The following is a 15288-nucleotide window of genomic DNA, read 5'->3' on the forward strand; positions in this document are numbered from 1 at the left end:
CGGTGCTAAAATGTCGCACCTTTTGCCGCACTGCACCATGAGCGAAGAAGCCCAGCTGACCGACACCGAAGACTTGCAGGAGCGCCTCGCCGAGGTGCAGACCCTGCTCGCCCGGCACAAGCTGGTCGAAGAGCTGGTACATCGCCAGGAAGGCCCGCGCCACGATCTGGTCGAAGAGGTGGTGCACAAACAGCATCTGCACGAATTGCGCGACAAGCTCGACCCGATGCACCCAGCCGACATTGCCTATGTGCTGGAGGCGCTGCCGCCCGATGAACGTCTGATCGTCTGGGGCTTGGTCAATCCGGAGCTGGAAGGCGAGGTCCTGCTCGAAGTTTCGGATGCGGTTCGTGAAAGCCTGATCGAGTCGATGGAGCGCACTGAGCTGGTGGCTGCCGCCGAGACGCTCGATGCCGACGAACTGGCCGACCTGGCGCCTGACCTGCCGCAAGGCGTTATTGACGACGTTTTCCGCAGCTTGTCGGTCGAGGAGCGCGAGCAGCTGCGCGCCGCCATGTCCTATCCCGAGGATTCGGTCGGCTCGATCATGGACTTCGAGATGGTGACCGTCCGCGAGGACGTGACGCTCGAAGTCGTGTTGCGCTACCTGCGCCGCTTCGACGAATTGCCCGATCATACCGACCAGCTGTTCGTGGTCGATCGCGACGAAAAGCTGAAGGGCGTCCTGCCGCTCAATATCCTGCTGGTCAATGAAGTCGAGGTCGAAGTCGGCACGCTGATGCAGACCGATTTCGTCGAGCTGGAGCCAGACGATCTGGCCGACGAAGCGGCCAAGGCCTTCGAACGTTACGACCTAGTGTCGGCGCCGGTGGTCGATCTCGACGGCAAGCTGGTCGGACGCGTGACGGTTAACGAGGTCGTCGATTACATCCGTGAAGAAGCCGAGCACGAACAACTGGCCCAGGCCGGTCTGAAGGAAGAAGAAGACATCTTCGCCTCGGTCTGGGATTCGGTGAAAAACCGCTGGTCCTGGCTGGCCATCAATCTCGTCACGGCTTTCATCGCCTCGCGCGTCATCGGTGCCTTTGAGGATTCCATTGAAAAACTGGTCGCGCTCGCTGCGCTGATGCCCATCGTTGCTGGTATTGGTGGCAATTCGGGCAATCAGACCATTACCATGATCGTGCGCGCCATCGCCATGGGTCAGGTACAGCCCGATGCCATGCGCCGTCTGCTGCGCAAGGAAATGGGCGTGGCGACCATCAATGGCCTGATCTGGGGCGGCCTGCTGGGCCTGGCTGCCTGGTGGCTCTACGGCAGTCTAAAGCTCGGTGTCGTGATGACGGCGGCGATGACGCTCAACCTGTTGCTGGCGGCAACGGCCGGCGTCGGTATACCGTTGCTGCGGCAGAAGCTGGGCGCCGACCCGGCGGTGGGTAGTTCGGTGCTGATCACGGCGCTGACCGATTCCGGCGGCTTCTTCATCTTCCTCGGCCTGGCCACGCTCTTCCTGATGTAAGCAGAGGGGTCGCGGTTTTTGCCCTTTTGGGGCAGTGCACCGCAGTAGCGAGCCTTAGTGGCTGTCCGGCGTGACCAGCTTGAGGCCGACGATGCCGGCAACGATCAGTCCGATGCAGACGAAGCGCAAGACCTCACGCGATTCGTCGAATAAATAGATCCCCAGAATGGCCGTGCCCACCGCACCGATGCCGGTCCACACGGCATAGGCGGTACCCAGCGGCAGCGTTTTCAGCGACCAGCCGAGCAGCACGACACTGGCGACCATGCCGATCACCGTCCATACGCTCGGCCACAGGCGCGAAAAGCCGTCGGTGTATTTCATCCCGACGGCCCAGCCGACCTCGCAGAGGCCGGCGATGAACAACACGAGCCAGGCGAAGCCGCTGCTCACTTCAGCGATGCGAAGTAGGCGTCCGCCGCCGCAATGGTGCCGGCGATATCGGCATCGCTGTGCGCGGCCGAAACGAACCCGGCTTCGAAGGCCGAGGGTGCAAAGTAGTGGCCGGTCTCGATCATGGCGTGGAAGAAGCGGTTGAAGGCTTCCTTGTCACAGGCCAGCACGGCATCGTAGGTGCCCGGGCAGGCGTCGGCGAAATAGAGGCCGAACATGCCGCCGATGTTCTGTGCGCTGAAGGAAACGCCGTGCTTCTTCGCGGCGGCGACCAGCCCGTCGCACAGTGCCTTCGTTTTCGCGGTCAGTGATTCGTAGAAGCCCGGCGCCTGGATCAGCTTCAGCGTGGCGAGGCCGGCAGCAGTGGCGATCGGGTTGCCGGACAGGGTGCCGGCCTGATAAACCGGGCCGAGCGGGGCGATCTTTTCCATGATCTCGCGCTTGCCGCCGAAAGCGCCCATCGGCATGCCGCCGCCCACCACCTTGCCGAAGGTGGAGAGGTCCGGCGTGATGCCGAACAGCCCTTGGGCGCTCTTCAGGCCGACGCGGAAGCCGGTCATCACTTCGTCGAAAATCAGGACCGCACCGTATTGCGCGGTCAGGTCGCGCATGGCCTTGAGGAATTCGGCGGTCGGGGCGATCAGGTTCATGTTGCCGACCACCGGCTCGACGATGACGGCGGCGATCTTGTCGCCGTGCGTCTTGAAGGCTTCGGCCAGACCCTGAGGGTCGTTGTAGGTCAGCACCATGGTCGTTTCGGCGGTGCCAGCCGGCACGCCGCCGGAGGACGGGTTGCCGAAGGTGAGCAGGCCGGAGCCGGCCTTGACCAGCAGGCTGTCGGCGTGGCCGTGGTAGCAGCCTTCGAACTTCACCAGAATGTCGCGGCCGGTGTAGCCGCGGGCCAGGCGGATGGCGCTCATCGTCGCTTCCGTGCCCGAAGACACCAGGCGCACCATGTCCATCGACGGCACGAGATCGCACAGCAGGTCGGCGATTTCGACTTCCTTCTCGGTCGGCGCGCCGAAGGAGAGGCCATCGACGACGGCGGCCTGCACGGCGGCGATCACCTCCGGGTGGGCGTGGCCGAGGATCATTGGGCCCCAGGAGCCGACGTAGTCGGTGTACCACTTGCCGTCAGCGTCCTGTACCTTGGCCCCGGCGCCCTTCTGGAAGAACAGCGGCGTGCCGCCGACCGAGCGGAAGGCGCGCACCGGCGAATTGACGCCGCCTGGGATGTGCTTCTGGGCGCGGGCGAAGAGGGCTTCGTTACGTGAGGTCATGGTCAGGTTCTCGCGAAAAGTTTCTGGAATTGGGCGGCGCGGGCGGCGATGTCCGCCGCCGAGAAAAGATCGGTGATGACGGCGAGCAGATCGACGCCGGCGGCCACGAGCGGGGCAGCGTTGGCAATGGTAATGCCGCCGATGGCACAGGTCTTTGCGCCAAGTTCTGTTTTTGCCTGTTGGAACAGGTGCACCGCAGCAGTCGGTGCGTTGGGCTTGGTTGGCGACGGATAGACTGCGCCGAAGGCGACGTAATCGACACCGCAAGCCTGCGCCCGACGGGCTGCCTCGATATCGCCATAACACGAGGCACCGAGAATGCGTTGCGGGCCGAGGATAGCGCGGGCGGCAGCGAGGTGGCCGTCATCCTTGCCGAGATGGACACCATCGGCATCGATCAGCATGGCCAAGGCCAAGTCGTCGTTGATCAGCAGGCGCGCATCGAAACGACGCGTCAGCATGCGCAAGGCCTTGGCGCGCGCGACCCGCTCGGGCATGGCGCTCAGCTTGTCGCGGTATTGCACGATGCGGCAGCCGCCGGCCAGCGCGGCTTCGACGTCGCGCAGCAAGGTAGCACCGTCGGCGTTGTCGGGGGTGATGGCGTAGAGGCCGCGCAACTCAGGCATCGGGGGCAGCCTTTTCGTCATTGGCGGTCTCTTCGTCTTCGCTGCGCGCCCAGAAGAAACGGTCCGGAATGAACTGGCCCATACCGGCGCGGAAGCCAGCCTTCAAGGTTTGCCAGGTGTAGTCCTGACCATCGCGCACAGCATCCTCGATGCGCGCGCCCTGCGCGATGGCGCCGGTGATGGCCGAGGCCAGCGTGCAGCCGGAGCCGTGATAGCTGCCGGGCAAGCGTTCCCAGCGGTCGCGCCGGATGACGCCTTCGGGGCCGTACAGCGTATTGACGACCTGCGGCGTGTTTTCGTGTGTGCCGGTGATCAGCACATATTGCGCACCCATCTCGATCAGGCGGGTGGCGCAGGTGTCGATCGACGGCTCTTCATCGTCCTCGTCGCTTTCGACCAGGCGGCGGGCTTCGGGGGCGTTCGGCGTGATCAGCGTGGTTTGAGGCAACAGCATTTCGCGCATGGCGGCGATGATGTCCTCGCCGGAGAGGTCATCGCCGCGGCCGGATGCGAGCACCGGGTCGAGGATAAGCGGGATTTCCGGGTAGTCGGAAACGATCTCTGCCACCATCAACACGTTCTCCACGCTGCCCAGCACGCCAATCTTGAAGGCGGCCACCGGCATGTCTTCGAGCGCCGCGCGCGCCTGCTGCTCAACCAGTTCGGGCGATACCGGGTGCAGGCTATGTACGCCGACGGTGTCCTGGACGGTCAATGCGGTCAGCGCGGTCAGCGGGTGGCAACCCAGGCTGCCCAGGGTCAGCAGGTCGGCCTGGATGCCGGCACCCGAAGTCGGGTCGCTGGCCGCGAAAACCAGAACCAGCGGTGGAGTTGGAGGAATGGTATGTGGTGAACTCATCGGGAAGTGCACCGGATACGGTGTACCGAATGTGCTAAAAGTGGGGGTAAATTTTATCCGAAACCGGCCCTCGGGGCCCCGTAGTTACGGGGTAATTCCTACAATATTGGGATTGCATTGGGCCAATACTTCCGTAGTATGATGCGAAAATAGCGAGTAGGCCTGAAATAAGGCTCAGGGGACATTTAAATTGGTAGATTTATCAAGATTGCGTGGCGTCAAGGTCATGGTGATCGACGACAGCAACACCATTCGGCGTAGCGCTGAGATTTTTCTCGTGCAGGCCGGGTGTCAGGTGGTGCTGGCCGAGGATGGCTTCGATGCGCTGGCCAAAATTACGGATCACCAGCCGGCAGTGATTTTTTGCGACATCATGATGCCGCGCCTCGATGGCTATCAGACCTGTTCGCTGATCAAGAAGAATGCGCGTTTCAAAAGTACGCCGGTCATCATGCTGTCCTCCAAGGATGGCCTGTTCGACCGGGCGCGAGGGCGTATGGTCGGTTCCGATCAGTATCTGACCAAACCCTTCACCAAGGACAGTCTGCTGCAGATGGTGGCCACCTTTGCACTGCCGGCTGAATCTGAATCCAAATAGTAGTTGAGGTCCTGTAATGCCCATCAAGAATATTCTCGTTGTCGACGATTCGCCCACCGAACGTTTCTTTGCCGTTAACCTGTTGACCAAGGCAGGCTATGAAGTCACCACGGCGGAAAACGGCGAGGAAGGTATCGCCAAGGCCAAGGCCATGAAGCCGGACCTGATCCTGATGGACGTCGTGATGCCGGGGCTGAACGGCTTTCAGGCCACGCGCACGCTGACACGCGACGAAGACACCAAGAACATTCCGGTTATCGTCTGCACGACCAAGGGCCAGGAAACCGACAAGATCTGGGGTCTGCGTCAAGGTGCGGTCGACTATCTGGTCAAGCCGCTGAATCCCGACGAACTGCTGCAACGCATCGCCGCCTTGGCCTGATCTAGATGGCCAAGAAGACGAGTCTTCGGGATTTTCAGGAATACCTGGCCGGTCGCCTGACGACGGCGGCCTTGGCTGGCCGTGGTATCTCCTGGCTGGGGGTCGAGGCGGGCAAGGAAGCTTGGCTGGTGGACCTTTCGGACGGAGGGGAAATCATTCAGGCGCCGCAAGTGGTGCCTGTGCCGCTGACTCGACCGTGGTTTGCCGGTATGGCGAACATTCGCGGCAATCTCTATTCCGTCACCGACCTGTCTGTATTCCGTGGTGGGGCGCCAACACCGGTGAACGCAAATGCTCGTTTGCTCCTGATTGGTGTGCGTTACGGTTCCAACTCGGCATTGCTGGTTTCTCGCATGCTGGGCCTGAAGGATCCGGAAGATTTCACGCCGGAAGGCGATGACGAGGCGATGCCGGTGTGGGGACGGCAACGTTACAAGGACACCCAGGGAAAGGTCTGGCACAAGCTCTCAGTGCGTGAGGTGCTGGCCGATCAAGATTTCATGAATATCGGGGTTTGAAGGCGAGCACCAGCTCGTTACCCCAAGTGGAGGAACTTCATGGCTTTCAGTTTCAAACTGCCTAAAATCGGGAAGTCCAAGGTCGATCCGAACGGTCAGATGACCGTTTCGGCTGACCTGCAGGAAGAAAGTCCGAAAAAACAGGGCAAGCTGCCCATGCCGGCCTTCCTGGAGGGGCAGCCGGTTATCCAGCAGCTCAAGACCTTGGGCGGCATTTTCGTCCTGCTGCTGGTGCTGATTGCCGCGCTGGTTTTTCACGATAACCGCGAATCGACCCACGGTACCGCCTATGTGGCGGGGGCCGGTGAGATGCGCATGCTGTCGCAGCGCTTGGCAAAAGCATCATCGCTGGCCCTGCTCGGTAACCCGGTGGCCTTCACGCAATTGAAGGAATCGCGTGAAACCTTCAGCCAGTTGCTCGATCGCCTGACCAATGGCGGGGATTTGAACGGTGTCAGCGTTCCTAGTTCGCCGGGCGCTGTGCGTGAGCAGCTCGAAGCCCTGACCAAGCGTTGGGAAGGTACCGCCAAGGATGCAGATATCCTGATCGGCCAGGAAAAGAGCTTGGTTGCCTTGAGCAATAACGTTGCCACCATCGATAATCGGAATGCGACCATGCTCGAACTGACCGAGCAGATCGCTACCCTGAAACTGCAGGCTGGCGCTTCGGCCCGCGATATCGCGGCAGCCAACCAGCTGGTCATGTTGACCCAGCGGATTGCCAAGAACGCTTCTGCGCTGCAGATCGGTAGTGAAATCAACCCGGAAGTCGCCTTCCTGCTGGGTAAGGACACCAACGTATTCCGCGATTTGCTGCAAGGCTTGACCAAGGGTGCGAACGACGCCGACAGCCGTGAAAAGATCGCCGAACTGGAAGGGGCATTCAAGGAATACCAAGGTGCGATTGCCAGCATTCTCGGCAACATGCAGCCGCTGGTCCTGTCCAAACAGGCCGGTTCCCGTATCTTCCGCGAGAGCGAGGATCTGCTGAAGGCCACCGACGAACTGGCCAAGGGTTATCAGGACAGCTTGTCCGAGCGTGGTCTGTACGTGGTACTGATGATTGTGCTGACGGTGGCGGCCGTTGCCGTACTGGCCTTGTTGGCCAAGATCTACTTGGGCGATACGCAACGCCGTGCGGTTGAAGCGGAAGAGCAACGTCGCGGCTCCGAACAGGTCAATCGCGAAAATCAGGACGCCATTCTGCGTCTGATGAACGAACTGGGCGACTTGGCGGACGGCGATCTGACCGTTACCGCAACCGTGAGCGAAAACATTACCGGCGCTATCGCCGACTCGATCAACTACACGATTGAAGAACTTCGCGTTCTGGTCGGTCGAATCAACGATGCGGCGAACCGAGTGACCGCGGCGACCGAGATTGCGCGCCAGACCTCCATCGAACTGCTCGACGCCGCCCAGCGCCAGTCCTCCGAAATTCAGGAAGTCGGTCAGTCTGCTCTGGAAATGGCCCGTTCGATGAATGAGGTTTCCGGCAACGCGACCCAGTCGGCCAAGGTTGCGCGCCAGTCGCTGTCCGCAGCGGAAAAGGGTACCCAGGCGGTGCAGGATTCCATCAAGGGTATGAACGAAATCCGTAACCAGATTCAGGAAACCTCCAAGCGAATCAAGCGCCTTGGCGAAAGCTCGCAGGAGATCGGTGAAATCGTGGAACTGATTTCCGATATTACCGAACAGACCAACGTGCTGGCTTTGAATGCTGCTATCCAGGCAGCCTCGGCCGGTGACGCAGGTCGTGGCTTTACGGTGGTTGCGGAAGAAGTGCAGCGTCTGGCAGAACGTTCCGCTGAAGCGACGAAGCAGATTGCGGCGATTGTGAAGACCATTCAGACCGATACTCAGGATGCGGTGTCCGCTATGGAACAATCGACCCAGGGTGTGGTTGAGGGGGCCAAGCTTTCGGATGCTGCTGGTCAGGCACTGGCCGAGATCGGTCAGGTGTCGCGCGATCTTGCCGACCTGATTCAGAACATTTCGTCTGCAACGCAAAATCAGGCCAATTCGGCAACGCAGGTTGCCCGCCTGATGCAGGACATCTTGCAGGTGACGGAACAAACCACGGTCGGTACCAAGCGTACTGCCCAGGCGGTGGACGAATTGACCGCTCTGGCTTCCGAACTCAAGGGTTCGGTTGCAGGCTTCAAGGTAGATTGATCTGCGCGAGAGACTATGAACGCGGCAACGGAATTTGATATGGGCCCGCTGACCTGGGTCAAGGGGGAGATCGACCTTTCGCTGCAGCGTGCAGTCGAGGCGATCGACCTGTTCGAGCAAGGCGGCGATACCACTCAACTCAAGTTCTGCCGCACCCATGTGCATCAAGTCCACGGCGCGCTTTCGATCGTCGGCCTGGACGGTATCACTCTGGTTAGCGAATCGCTTGAAGCGTTGCTGCTGGCCATGGAGGATGGCCGTGCCAGCGGAGACAAGGCTCCTGCAGTGCGCGATGCGTTGCTGGGTCTACGTCGCTATCTCGACGAATTGGTAGCGGGCGAGCCGAACCAGCCGCTGCGCTTGTTGCCGGTCTATCAGCAATTGGCGGCGGCGCGTGGTTTGGCAGCCGTGCATCCCGGCGATCTATTCTTCCCCGATTTGAACCTGCGTCCACCGAAGCGCGCCGGTGCGGCGGCGCCGCCCGATGCGGCGCAAGCCAAATTGGCCTTCAAGGCCGAGCGCATGCGCTTCCAGAAGGGTTTGCTCAGTTGGTTGAAGAAGCCGGCCGAGGCTGAAAGCGGTCGCCAGATGATGCGTGATGCCCTGCAAGCCATCGAAGGCATGCAACGCACACCGTCTACCCGTTCCTTCTGGTGGGTGGCCGCGGCTTTGATGGAGACCCTGGCCAATCCGCAACTGGCCAGCGACCCCTATGTCCGGCAACTTGTCTCGCGTATCGATGCGCAGATTCGCCGTCTGCTCGAAGGGTCGACCAGCATCGCCGAGCGGTTGATGCGTGAAGCGTTGTATTACATCGCCCATGCAGCGCCGGAACTTGCGCCGGCGATCGCTCGGGCACACGAAACCTGGGCTCTCTCGGCGTTGTTACCGAAGCAGGGCCCCGAGGCCTTGCAGCCCGAACAGGAAGCCGCGTTGCGCAAGTTGCGCGAACTGCTGGCAGGGGTCGAGGAGGCCTGGAACAAATTCTGTACGGGTAATGCGGGCAGCCTGCAGGCTTTTGCCGATAACACCCGGGCTTGTGCCCAATTGACCGACGAACTCGGTCAGACCGATTTGAAGCGCCTGGGCCAGGCACTCAATGCCTTGGCCAGCTGGTTGCTCGAAGATGCCGGCCGTTACAACGATACCGTTGCCATGGAAGTAGCGACGGCCATCCTGCTGATTCAGAACGCCCAGGAGAACTTCCGACGTCTTGGTACCGATTTCGCGCAACAAGTCGACCTCATGGTCGACCGCCTTTACGCCTGCATCGCCGGGCGTGCGGCTGCCGATACTGAGGTGCCGTTGCTCGACGAGATGACCCGTCGTGCCCAGGAAAAGCTCTTGATCGGACAAGTCGGCCGGGAAATGCAGAATAACCTGGCGCAGATCGAGCAGTCTCTCGATGCCTACTTCCGAGACCCGAGCAAGGTGCCCGATGTCGCCCAAATCGACGGGCAGATCAAGCAAGTTGGCGGTGCTTTGGCCATGCTCGGCCATTTCGGTGCGGTCAATAGCCTGAAAGAGTGCGGAGGCCGCATTCGAGCTTTTGCCGAGGCGGAGACACCGCCGGATGATGCCGAATTCGAAGCGGTGGCGCATCAGTTGTCGCTGATTGGCTTCTTCATTGATGCGTTGCAGACTGGCGAGTCCGATTTCGACAGCTTCATGCGTCGTATGGAAGGCAAGGATGAGCCTGTTCTCGAGGAAGAGGAAGAAGAGACGCTTCCCGAGATGACGGTCGAAGCCCAACTGGCCAAGCAAGCCCAGGAGGCGCAGGCCTTGGTCGAGGCTTTGAAGGAAACGCCACGGGACGAGCGTCTGCAAGGCGAATTGATGCAGAACTTGCAGGCGATCCAGAAAGACGCCGATCTGGTCGCCGATCGTGCTTTGGGTGAATCCGCCAAGGCTGCCATCGAAGCATTGCAAGCCGGCGGCGATCTCGATCTGACCATGCCGGGTTTGGCCCCGGTTCAGCCGGAAGCGCCGGCCCCGTCCGCCGAAACCATCCAGCTGGCGGAATCCAGTCACGAAGAAATCGATGCTGAACTACTGGCGATCTTCCTTGAGGAAGCCCAGGAAGTCCTAGCTACTATCGACGACGAAAAAACTCAGCTTGCGTTGAATCCGAGCAACAGCGAGTCGCTGACGACTGTCCGCCGTTCGACCCATACGCTCAAGGGCAGCGGTCGCATGGTCGGTCTGACGGCGCTGGGCGAAGTTGCCTGGGAGCTGGAGCAGACGCTGAACCTTTGGCTGCGTCAGGAACAGCCGGCCTCGGCCGAGCTGCTCCGGATGATCGACGAAGAGCACGCGATTTTCTCGGTCTGGGTGGAGCATCTTGAGTCTGGTGCCGGGCAAGTGCCCGATACCCATGCGCTGGTAGCGCTGGCACAGAAGCTACGCGGTGTCGAACCGTCGGCCACTCCGGAACCGGTTGCCGTAGCGGTGCCTGAGGCGGTGCCGGCTGTCGAAGCGATGGAAGAGCCCGAGCCGCTGGCGGCCATCGAGATCGAACTGCCGGAACCGGAGACGCCCTTGGAAGCGCCGGCCGAAATGCTGGAAATCCCGGCGCTCGCCCTGGAGGAACCAGCGCTTGTCGAGGAGCCTGCCAGCGAACTGGAACATGCCGCGGCCGCCCTGGAAGATTTGCTGTCGCTTGACGAGCCTGCTCCTGAAGATGAAACGATCGAGGCCATCGAACTGGTCGAAGTGCCGGAGTTGCCGGCAGTCGAGGAGGAAATGCCCGCCAGCGAGCCCTTGGCCGAGCCGGCAGCGGTAACCTTGTTCGATATTTTCCGTGAAGAGGCTCGCGGTCACCTGCAATCGCTCAGCGAGGGCTATGCGCAGATGGATGCGCATCCCGTAGCGCCGACGACATTCCAGATGACACGGGCCGCCCATACCTTGGGTGGAATCGCCGCAACCGTCGGTTTGATGCCGTTGCACCATCTGGCCATCGCTCTTGAACATGCCCTCCTGCGTCGTGATGGCTCTGCCAATCCGGCGAGCATCGAGGGACTGGAAACCGTCCGGCAGGCGATCATCACGCTCGAAGGTATGTACGCCACGCTGTCCGAGGAAACTCCGCCAGCAGAGCAGCCGCAACTGGTCGCCGCCCTCGAGGAAATATTCCCGCCACCCAGCGTGGCGGAAGAGGAGGTTGCCAGCGCCGAGGTTATCCCTTTGCATCCGGTTGTCCCAGAGCCGGTGCCGACGCCTGAGGTCGAGAGCGCGCCTGCGCCGGCAGTCCAGTTGCCGCAGCTGACCGACGAACTGGACGAACAGCTGTTGCCCATCTTCCTGGAAGAGGCAGCCGATCAGTTGCGTGACCTGACTGAACAACTGCGTATCTGGCGCGGCGACCCCGCCGGCGATGCCGCACCGCATGCCATCGGCCGCCTGCTACATACCTTCAAGGGCAATGCACGCATGGCCGGGGCCATGAACCTCGGTGAAGTGACGCACTTGCTGGAGACACGCGTCGAGGAAACGATGCGAGCCGGTCCGGCCAGCGCCGGTTTGCTCGATGAGATCGAGGCAGGCTGCGATACGCTGGCGCAGGCCGTGGAAATTCTGCGCAATGGTCCGCCGCCGGAAACAGTTCCAGCGGCCGAACCGGTTGAGCAAGAGGTGGCTGGCGAAGAGCCGAAGGTCGCCGAGTCCGCCGCCAAGCCGCTTGCTCAGCCTGAAGTTGCGCCGGAGGCCGAAGTTGCCGCGGCCCAGCAGGCAAGCTTGCGTGTTCGCGCCGATCTGGTTGACCGCCTGGTTAACGAGGCTGGCGAATTGTCGATTGCTCGCGCCCGTATCGAGGGCGAAATGCGCAGCTTGAAGAGTTCGCTGCTCGACCTGACGGAAAACGTCATCCGTCTGCGTCGCCAGCTGCGCGATATCGAAATTCAGGCGGAAACACAGATTCAGGCCCGTGTCGCGCAGAGTAGTGAAGGGATGGCGGAATTCGATCCGCTGGAACTGGACCGTTTTACGCGCTTCCAGGAACTGACCCGCTTCATGGCCGAATCGGTTAATGACGTGGCCACCGTCCAGCAGAACTTGTTGAAGAACCTTGACGATGCCAACGCGGCCATCTTGGCGCAGGCACGAATCAACCGTGGTCTGCAGCAGGAGCTGATGGGCGTGCGCATGATCCCGTTCGCCAGCCAGACCGAGCGTTTCTATCGTATCGTCCGGCAGACGGCGAAGGAGGTCGGCAAACGCGCCAACCTCGACGTGATCGGCGGGCAGGTCGATATCGACCGTTCCGTGCTCGACAAGATGATGGGCCCCATCGAGCACATGCTGCGTAATGCGGTGACGCACGGTATCGAAACGCGCGAGCAGCGTCAGGCCGCTGGCAAGTCGGAAGTTGGCGAAATCTCGCTGGCGCTGGCGCAGGAGGGCAACGAATTCATCCTGTCCATGAAGGACGACGGCAAGGGCTTGGATGCCGGGCGTATCCGCGTCCGTGCCGAGGAGCTCGGTTTGTTGCAGCCAGGCCAGCAGGTCGAGGACAGCGCGCTCTACGATTTCATCTTCCACCCTGGTTTCTCGACAGCCTCGGAGTTGACCCAACTGGCCGGGCGCGGCATCGGTATGGACGTCGTCAAGACCAGCGTCACCGAACTGGGCGGGCGTATCGAAATCGTGACCACGCCGGGACAAGGCACCACCTTCCGCCTTTACCTGCCGCTGACCCTGGCCGTGACGCAGACCCTGCTGGTTCGTGTCGGCAGCCAGATGTACGCCATTCCTTCCACGATGATCGAACAGGTCATGGAATTGAAGGAAAAGGGTCTGGCGGCGATTCGCGAACAGGGTGCGGCCGAGTGGCAGGGCAATACTTATCCGTTCGCCTACCTGCCGCACCTGTTGGGCGACAGCGAGGCGCTGCCCGAAGCGCATCGCCAGCACTGGGTGTTGTTGCTGCGTTCCGGTTCGCAGCGGGTCGGTGTGCAGGTCGATGAACTCAAGGGCAACCAGGAAGTCGTCGTTAAGAACATCGGCGCCCAATTGGCGCGGGTGGTCGGTATTGCCGGCGCCACGGTGCTGGGCGATGGTCGAGTCGTGCTGATCCTGAACCCGGTGGCCTTGGCCAGCCGTGGTCCGGTGGCGGCAAGCTACGAAGCTCGTCCGAGCAATGTTCCGGCAGCCCCTGCGGTCGAGGAACACCTGCCGACGGTGATGGTGGTGGATGACTCCCTGACCGTGCGCAAGATCACCAGCCGCCTGCTGTCGCGCGAAGGCTACCAGGTCGTTCTGGCCAAGGATGGCGTCGATGCGCTGGAGCAGTTGATCGACGAGCGTCCGGACGTAATCCTCTCCGACATCGAGATGCCGCGCATGGACGGCTTCGATTTCGTGCGTAATCTGCGTGCCGACGAGCGTCTGCGCAACATCCCGGTGATCATGATCACCTCGCGTACCGCCGACAAGCACCGCAACTACGCGCTGGAAATCGGTGCCAACCACTATCTGGGCAAGCCGTACGACGAAGACCAGTTGCTTGGCCTGATCGCCGGCTACGTCAAACAGAAGGCCGCTGTCTAAATCGGCTTTTTGACGACTGCGTAACGGGCCAGGGTTCGCTCCCTGGCCTGTGCGTGATCGACGATGGGAGCCGGATAGTCCCGGCCGATAACTACATCGCACATCTGCTGTTCCATGGTGCTCATGCGCCACGGTTGGTGGATGTATTTGTCCGGAACACTGGCTAATTCGGGGACGTAGCGGCGAATGAAACGTCCTTCCGGGTCGAACTTCTCCGACTGCGCTACCGGGTTGAAAATACGAAAATAGGGTTGCGCATCGCAGCCTGACGACGCTGCCCATTGCCAGCCGCCGTTATTGGCCGACAGGTCGAAATCGACCAAGCGTTCGGCGAAGTAACGTTCGCCTTGTCGCCAATCGATACCGAGATCCTTGCTCAGGAAAGAGGCGACGACCATGCGCAGTCGGTTGTGCATCCAGCCGCTGAAATTCAGTTGGCGCATCGCCGCATCGACCAAGGGGTAGCCGGTACGCCCTTCGCACCAGGCGGAGAGGCCGGCCGGCCAGTCATCCCAGCGAATCAGGTCGTATTCAGGCTTGAAGGCCCGGTTGACGACATGCGGGAAGCGGTCGAGGATCATGAAGTAGAAATCGCGCCAGATCAGCTCGTTGAGCCAAGCATCGGCCTGCTGCGCCTGGGCGTGGCGAACGAGTTCCCGAATCGAGATCGTGCCGAAGCGCAGATGGACAGAGAGGTAGGAAACACCCTTGATGGCCGGATAGTCGCGTCGCTCGCCATAGTGGTCGAGCCGGTCGCCGCGGAAATCCAGCCAAAGGGCGCGGGCTCCGCTCATGCCGGGTTGAATGCCGATCTGCCCAATGTCGCTTGTTTCGAAGCCGAGTTCCGGCAGCGATGGAAGAGCATTGCCTGAATAATTGGCGAAACGGCCTTCCGTCGGCCAGCTGGCAGCGTCTGCTGCGGTGCACCGCTTCAACCAGGCATTTTTGTAGGGCGTGAAGACGGTGTAGGGTTTGCCGGACTGAGTCAGCAGTTCATCGCATTCGAATATCGTCTGATCCTTGAACAGCTCAAGGGCGATACCGTGGCCGGCGAGGGCAACGGCGATGGCAGCGTCGCGGGTCTTGGCGGTGGGTTCGTAATCCCGGTTGGCGAATACCGCATTGACGCCCAATTCCCGAGCCAAGGCCGGAATTTCTTCCTGGGCGAATCCGTGGCGAACGAGCAGACCACCGCCCCGGGCTTGCAGGGCGGCATGCAGTTCAAGCAGCGATTCGTGGATGAAGTGCACCCGCCGGTCGTTGCGGGACGGCAACGCGTCGAGTATCTCGCGGTCGAAAACGAAGGCGCAATGGACTTCGTGGCTATTGGCCAAGGCGGCGCTGAGGGCCGCGTGATCGTTGTCGCGCAGGTCGCGGCGAAACCAGACGAGAGCTTTTTGGTGTTTCATGTTTGGTTTGTACCCGGGGGG

11 protein-coding genes are annotated in these 15288 nt (G+C 61.3%); 6 read left to right on the forward strand and 5 right to left on the reverse strand.

The genetic code is table 11. From position 1 onward, the window contains the following. Nucleotides 1–37: 37 nt before the first annotated feature. A complete protein-coding gene (gene mgtE, locus WIF35_RS13385; RefSeq protein ID WP_412481246.1) occupies nt 38–1480 on the forward strand; it encodes a magnesium transporter in 1443 nt (480 codons plus the stop codon). Between the two features lie 54 nt (nt 1481–1534). Here mgtE and WIF35_RS13390 read toward each other — a convergent pair whose 3' ends face one another. From WIF35_RS13390 to thiD, 4 genes are all read right to left on the reverse strand, one after another. Next, nucleotides 1535–1804, reverse strand: coding sequence for a DMT family transporter (locus tag WIF35_RS13390; RefSeq protein ID WP_412481247.1), 270 nt, complete (start codon nt 1802–1804; stop codon nt 1535–1537). Nucleotides 1805–1869: 65 nt separating this feature from the next. Next, a complete protein-coding gene (gene hemL / locus WIF35_RS13395; RefSeq protein ID WP_412478717.1) occupies nt 1870–3153 on the reverse strand; it encodes a glutamate-1-semialdehyde 2,1-aminomutase in 1284 nt (427 codons plus the stop codon). A gap of 2 nt (nt 3154–3155) precedes the next feature. Further along, nucleotides 3156–3779 carry a thiamine phosphate synthase gene (gene thiE / locus WIF35_RS13400; protein ID WP_412478718.1) on the reverse strand — a complete coding sequence of 208 codons (624 nt, stop codon included), beginning with the start codon at nt 3777–3779 and terminating at the stop codon, nt 3156–3158. Next, nucleotides 3772–4638 carry a bifunctional hydroxymethylpyrimidine kinase/phosphomethylpyrimidine kinase gene (gene thiD / locus WIF35_RS13405; protein ID WP_412478719.1) on the reverse strand — a complete coding sequence of 289 codons (867 nt, stop codon included), beginning with the start codon at nt 4636–4638 and terminating at the stop codon, nt 3772–3774. The genes thiE and thiD overlap by 8 nt, the downstream gene beginning before the upstream one ends. A gap of 226 nt (nt 4639–4864) precedes the next feature. On the opposite strand from thiD, the gene WIF35_RS13410 reads away from it, so the two are divergent. From WIF35_RS13410 to WIF35_RS13430, 5 genes are read left to right on the forward strand one after another with little or no spacing between them, the layout of a single operon-like run. Then, nucleotides 4865–5236: a response regulator gene (locus WIF35_RS13410; protein WP_412478720.1), complete on the forward strand. Its 372-nt coding sequence runs from the start codon at nt 4865–4867 to the stop codon at nt 5234–5236. Nucleotides 5237–5252: 16 nt separating this feature from the next. Continuing rightward, the gene (locus WIF35_RS13415; protein WP_412478721.1) at nt 5253–5618 is read left to right on the forward strand and encodes a response regulator transcription factor; all 366 of its coding nucleotides are present in this window, start codon (nt 5253–5255) and stop codon (nt 5616–5618) included. A 5-nt stretch (nt 5619–5623) separates the two neighbouring features. Then, the gene (locus tag WIF35_RS13420) at nt 5624–6136 is read left to right on the forward strand and encodes a chemotaxis protein CheW (RefSeq protein ID WP_412478722.1); all 513 of its coding nucleotides are present in this window, start codon (nt 5624–5626) and stop codon (nt 6134–6136) included. Nucleotides 6137–6175: 39 nt separating this feature from the next. Beyond that, a complete protein-coding gene (locus tag WIF35_RS13425; RefSeq protein ID WP_412478723.1) occupies nt 6176–8311 on the forward strand; it encodes a methyl-accepting chemotaxis protein in 2136 nt (711 codons plus the stop codon). Nucleotides 8312–8350: 39 nt separating this feature from the next. Next, nucleotides 8351–13858 carry an Hpt domain-containing protein gene (locus WIF35_RS13430; protein ID WP_412478724.1) on the forward strand — a complete coding sequence of 1836 codons (5508 nt, stop codon included), beginning with the start codon at nt 8351–8353 and terminating at the stop codon, nt 13856–13858. On the opposite strand, the gene WIF35_RS13435 is transcribed toward WIF35_RS13430, so the two are convergent. After that, nucleotides 13855–15267, reverse strand: a complete 1413-nt coding sequence (locus WIF35_RS13435; RefSeq protein ID WP_412478725.1) for a cryptochrome/photolyase family protein — start codon at nt 15265–15267, stop codon at nt 13855–13857. The two genes, WIF35_RS13430 and WIF35_RS13435, sit on opposite strands and share 4 nt — an antisense overlap. Nucleotides 15268–15288: the final 21 nt, after the last annotated feature.

Origin of the sequence: Azonexus sp. IMCC34839 (assembly GCF_047047955.1) — a bacterium.
Taxonomy (GTDB): Bacteria; Pseudomonadota; Gammaproteobacteria; order Burkholderiales; family Rhodocyclaceae; genus Azonexus.

Coding starts and splice junctions, on each gene's coding strand:
- WIF35_RS13420 (WP_412478722.1), top strand. CDS start 5,624: ATGGCCAAGAAGACGAGTCTTCGGGATTTTCAGGAATACCTGGCCGGT.
- WIF35_RS13390 (WP_412481247.1), bottom strand. CDS start 1,804: ATGAAATACACCGACGGCTTTTCGCGCCTGTGGCCGAGCGTATGGACG.
- WIF35_RS13415 (WP_412478721.1), top strand. CDS start 5,253: ATGCCCATCAAGAATATTCTCGTTGTCGACGATTCGCCCACCGAACGT.
- thiE (WP_412478718.1), bottom strand. CDS start 3,779: ATGCCTGAGTTGCGCGGCCTCTACGCCATCACCCCCGACAACGCCGAC.
- hemL (WP_412478717.1), bottom strand. CDS start 3,153: ATGACCTCACGTAACGAAGCCCTCTTCGCCCGCGCCCAGAAGCACATC.
- thiD (WP_412478719.1), bottom strand. CDS start 4,638: ATGAGTTCACCACATACCATTCCTCCAACTCCACCGCTGGTTCTGGTT.
- WIF35_RS13435 (WP_412478725.1), bottom strand. CDS start 15,267: ATGAAACACCAAAAAGCTCTCGTCTGGTTTCGCCGCGACCTGCGCGAC.
- mgtE (WP_412481246.1), top strand. CDS start 38: ATGAGCGAAGAAGCCCAGCTGACCGACACCGAAGACTTGCAGGAGCGC.
- WIF35_RS13410 (WP_412478720.1), top strand. CDS start 4,865: ATGGTGATCGACGACAGCAACACCATTCGGCGTAGCGCTGAGATTTTT.
- WIF35_RS13430 (WP_412478724.1), top strand. CDS start 8,351: ATGGGCCCGCTGACCTGGGTCAAGGGGGAGATCGACCTTTCGCTGCAG.
- WIF35_RS13425 (WP_412478723.1), top strand. CDS start 6,176: ATGGCTTTCAGTTTCAAACTGCCTAAAATCGGGAAGTCCAAGGTCGAT.